The sequence below is a fragment of the Streptomyces sp. KLMMK genome (assembly GCF_036961605.1).
GTDB lineage: Bacteria > Actinomycetota > Actinomycetes > Streptomycetales > Streptomycetaceae > Streptomyces > Streptomyces telluris.
This window is the reverse complement of record NZ_JBAMDC010000443.1, coordinates 1-4965: the sequence shown is the minus strand read 5'-3', so window position 1 is coordinate 4965 and position 4965 is coordinate 1. Positions and strand designations below refer to the sequence as shown.

The 4965-nt window shown below is 69.8% G+C and carries 4 protein-coding genes; all 4 read left to right on the top strand.

Features of this window, described 5'->3' with window-relative positions:
* Positions 1-244: hypothetical protein (locus V7793_RS33235; RefSeq protein WP_336013427.1), on the top strand; the 244-nt coding region annotated here is incomplete at its 5' end.
* Positions 245-445: 201 nt separating this feature from the next.
* Positions 446-1849 (top strand): MFS transporter, encoded by a 1404-nt coding sequence (locus tag V7793_RS33230; RefSeq protein WP_336013426.1) that lies wholly within the window; start codon positions 446-448, stop codon positions 1847-1849.
* A gap of 616 nt (positions 1850-2465) precedes the next feature.
* Entirely contained in the window at positions 2466-3452 is a 987-nt protein-coding gene (locus V7793_RS33225) for a hypothetical protein (RefSeq protein ID WP_336013425.1), read from the top strand.
* 448 nt (positions 3453-3900) lie between these two features.
* The coding region (locus V7793_RS33220; protein ID WP_336013424.1) for a hypothetical protein at positions 3901-4965 on the top strand (1065 nt) is incomplete at its 3' end.

Here is a 4965-nt window from a genome sequence, read left to right as displayed (position 1 = left end):
CGTCTCGGGTCACGCCGGCGCCCTCGCCGAGCACCCGGTGACGTGCCTGTGGTGGTGGGCGGGGACGACGGCCGCCGTCGTCCCCGCCGCCCTCCTCACCCTGGTCGCGGACCACCGCGCCGCTGCGGGAGGCCCGCGCTGGCGGCTGCCGCTGTGGCTGCTGGGCGGCGGCTGCGGGGCGCCGCTCGGCGCTCTCGTGCTCGTGACCGTGGTGGGGCTGGTCGTCTACGCCGTCACCGGCTGACGCCGCCCGGCCCCGCCCCGCCTTCCTCCACCCGCCGCCCGGAACCGACACACCGTCAGTACGGCCGCACCAGGCCCTTTTCGGCCCGGTGCGGCCGTACTGCCGTATGGGCGCCGTGACGCCTACATCACACCGACACGCTCCGGGGGACGCTGTATGCTCACGTGAGTTGGAAAAGCCAACTCACTAGCGAGGAGAGCGATGACTCAGACTGCCGCCGGACAGGCGGGCAGCGTGACGAAGCCCGCCTTCGGCCCGGTGTTCGCCGTCGTTGTAGCCGGGGTTGCGATGTCCAACCTCGACATGTTCATCGTCAACGTCGCCCTGCCCGACATCGGCGCCCAGTTCTCCGGGTCCTCGCTGGCATCGCTGTCGTGGATCCTCAACGCCTACGCGGTGATCTTCGCCGCGCTGCTCGTCCCCGCCGGCAGCCTCGCCGACCGCACCAGCCCCCGGAACGCCTACCTGCTCGGCATCGCGGTCTTCACCGTCGCCTCCGCGCTGTGCGCCGTCGCGCCGGGCGTGTGGCTGCTGGTCGCGGCCCGCGTGGTGCAGGCCGTCGGCGCGGCCATGCTCATCCCCTCCTCGCTGGGCCTGCTGCTGGCCGCCGCGCCGCCGGAGAAGAGGATCCCCGCGGTCCGCGCCTGGACGGCCATCAGCGGTCTGGCCGCCGCCCTCGGTCCCGTGATCGGCGGCCTGCTCACCCAGCTCGACTGGCGCTGGGTCTTCCTCGTCAACCTGCCGATCGGCGTCTTCGCCCTCCTCCTCGGAGCCAAGGTCCTGCCGCGCATCGCGGCCCGCCCGGCCGCCGCCCGGCTGGATCTCCTCGGCGCGGCCCTGCTCACCCTGGGCATCGCGGTCCTGGCCCTGGGCCTGGTCAAGAGCGAGGACTGGGGCTGGACCTCGGGCAAGGTGCTGGGCTCCCTCCTGGTCGCCGTCCTCCTGCTGGCCGCCTTCGTCTACAGCTCCTCGCGCCACGCCTCGCCCATCCTCCCGCTGGGCCTGCTGAAGATCCCCGCCGTCGGGCCCTCGACCTTCGCGAACCTCCTGTTCGCCGTGTCGTTCGGCGCGATGCTGCTCTCGGCGGTGCTGTGGTGCCAGCAGGTGTGGCACTGGTCGCCGCTGAAGACCGGCCTCGCCATCGCGCCCGGACCCGTCCTCGTCCCCGCCTTCGCGATGGGCGTGGGCCCCGTCATCAAGAAGTTCGGCTCCGCGGCGGTCTCCGCGGTCGGCTGCGTGCTCTTCGGCGCCGGCATCGGCTGGTGGATCTACCGGCTCGACACCGCGCACGAGTACGCCGCGGGCCTGCTCCCGGGCATGCTGCTCACGGGCGTCGGCGTGGGCATGGTCGTCCCGACCCTCGTGGGCGCCGCCGTCTCCGCGCTGCCGCCGCAGAGCTTCTCCACGGGTTCGGCCGTGGTCACCATGGCCCGTCAGGTCGGCTCCGTGCTGGGCGTGGCCCTGCTGGTGGCCTTCATCGGCGCGCCCTCGGGCGCGGACGACGCCGTCACGGCCTTCGACCACGGATGGGCCTTCATCCTGGCCGCCACGGCCGCCGCGGCCCTCGCGTGCCTGTTCATCCCCCGCCCCAAGCCAGCCGCGTAATGCCCTGACGCTCACAGGACAGCGCGGCACACGAGCCGGGCGGTCCGCGCAGACACCCCCGACTGCGCGTGACCGCCCGGCATTTTTCTTCCCGGAATCCCTGATTCTGTGTCAGGAGTGATTCACATCACAGTGGGGTGGAGCGAGAAGTTCCGCCCTGTGACCGCCGGTTCTGCGGTCCGGGCCCCATGGATCATGGCCGGAACCGCGCGGGCGCTGGATTCCGGTTTGCCTCCGGGGCCGGAAGTCCCCTCCGGTTCCGGGTGGGTGCGGGGGTGTTGAGGTGAGGGGTGAAGCGGGCATACGGTCTGTTTCCCTGTGGTGAGGGCACCGCCGGCCCCGGCCCTCATAGATTTATCTGCCGCGAGACGCCCATAGATCCGGGCAAGGGTGACCAGCCACCCAAAACGGTCGGTCTCCGAGCTCAAACCGGCATATGTTCCGGCCATTGCCCCTCGGCATATTGCGCAGGGTTCGCCGGGTGCTGTTTTCTTGCGTCCAGATAATCAGCCACCTGGGGGTATCGCCGATTATGGCAATCAAGATCAACCCGGCGCGATTCAGTCAGTTCGGCCCGGCCGAGGGAAGCATCTTCTGCCTGATTACCAATCAGGAGATGGTGCAGGAATTCGAGATCGTCAGGGATGCCCCCTATGCGGAGTACCGGACGATCATTCTGAAGCCGGGCGACGACTTCGAGAAGATGCTCGCCGATGAAACGGTTCCGCAGAATTCCCACTCGCTGGTCATCTCGCCCTACCGGTTCTTCGAGTCCCCTTCAGAGGAAGCGCTCGGCCCGCGCCGCAAGCTGATGGGCATGGCGTGCAACTCGACGCCCACGGACCTGGGCATCATCCGCCACTTCATCGGGGTCATCGAGCGCACCTCGGCCCAGGAGCAGGCGGAGTTCAGCGACCGCTTCTTCGAACTCGCCGAAACCACCGACCACTTGGTGTACGTCGACGAACGGCACGGCACCCGCGCCGTCCTGGACCACCTCGCCGACGACCTGGTCTGGAATCAGCAGGCCGGCCCCCTTGAATGGGGCGAGCAGCAGATCGTACCCTCGGGTGAGATCAGCGTCCTGCCGATGCAGATCGTCGAGTTCGACGAATCGCTGCACCTCCCGCTCGAAGGCAGCATCGCGTTCCGCGGCTTCCCCATCCTGCACAACGGAACGCCCTCCTTCCTCCGCAAGGACCAGGCCCGCCTGCAGGGCAAGCTGGCCGGGCTGGAGCACGAGGCGGTCGTGGCCGACGTGCACAAGGGAGCGATCACCTCGCTCCGGCCGTTCCGGCCCGCCGGCGCCCCGGTCGCCGAGGTCTTCGAGGCGATGTTCGAGATCGACTCCCGCTACACCCTGGTCTGGGAGATCGGTCACGCCCTCAACACCAGCCTGGACATCGTCCGGGGCAACCACGCGATGAACGAGGTCTACGGCGGCGACCGGGGCTGCCTGCACTGGGGACTGGGGCTCACCCCCTTCACCCAGTACCACCTCGACATCATCTCGCCCGACACCACCGTCTACACCGAGAGCGGTGAAGTGGTGCTCGGCAACAAAGGCGGCGCCCCGAGCGTCCGCATCGCACCGGCCGCCTGAGCGGCCGGCCGCGGACGCGGCGGGAGCGCGAAATCCCTGAGGACGGGAGGTGATTCCCCATGAAGAAGACCATCAAGGTGCGCAAGAACAGCAACTACCTCGGGACCCTGCTGGGCTAATCGCCCGGTGACCCGGCCGGATCCGAGCCAATGGAGGGTGGTGAGTTCCCGTGAAGAAGACCATCAAGGTCCGTAAGAACAGCAACTACCTGGGGACCCTGCTGGGCTAATCGCCCCGCAGCCCATCCGAAAACAATGGCCATTGGCGGGAGGTGAGTTCCCATGAAGAAGACCATCAAGGTGCGCAAGAACAGCAACTACCTCGGGACCCTGCTGGGCTGAACCCGGGTGACGGGCTGAATTGAACAGCCCTGGTGCGAGGCGGGTCGAGGTGCTGACTCGACCCGCCTCGCCGACACGCAACACGCATATCTGGGAGTGGTGTCGCGATGATTATTGTCCGCCCCGAGGCCTACCGCCAGTATCCGGTCGGCCGTACACACTTCGTACTGGTCCTGGAAAAGGCGCTCGCCGACTTCTTCCGTCTTGAGGGCGGCAGCCGTTACGAGCAGTGCGCCACCGTGACCGCCGGCCCCGGCCGCACCCTGGGCGACATCCTGCGCACCGAGGTGCCGGACAACAGCGACGTCCTCGTGATCGCCACCGCCGACGCCCTGCTGACCGCTCCGTCCGCCGACATCGGCCCCGGCCGCACGGTCGCCGTCGTCCGCGCCGGGCAGGGCCCGCTCGCCCTCGACCAGGCCGGCACCGTGCTGACGGCCCTGGAGAAGGTCGACCCCGACGAGGTCCAGGCCCGCGCCGACAAGCTCACCGAGGCCCTCGCCGCCTCCGGCGGCCTGCAGATCGAGGAAGCGCTGACCGGCTCCGTCGCCCGGCTGACCTACGACCGGCCGACCTGGTCGCGGACCGACGGCGGCCTCTTCCAGCCCGGCGCCGTCCGCACCGCACCCACCGGCCGGCTGCGGCTCGCCGCCGACCTCACCGGCATCGCGCTCTCCGGCCAGATCACCGTCAAGGGCTGGCCCGTCGTCCGGGCCCGCAGCGCGAGCGCCGACCGCCGACACGAGATCTACGATCAGCTGACCGGCCTCTCGCACTACCCGCTCGTGCTGACCGTGGAGAACGGCGCGGTCACCGACCTCAAGGCCGCCGCCACGGGCTCCGGCACGGCCGCGGCCGAGCTCGAGCGCCTCTTCGCCGAGCACCCCGACCACGCCCTGGTCTCCGGGATCGAGTTCGGCCTGAGCACCGGGACACAGCCGCTGCCCTTCAACACCGAGGGCAACTCCGCAGCCACCGGCAAGGCGACGGTCTCCGCCCACATCGTCCTGGGCGCCCTGCCGCAGACCCCGTACCAGCTGACGCTGTCCTGCTCCACCAGCACGGTCACGGCCCTCGGCGGCACCGAAGCGCTCGCCGGAGCCGGCACGGAGACCGGCGAGGCGCGGCCGAGGCGCCGGATGAACCGGGTCACCTCGGCGAGCTGCGGCTGC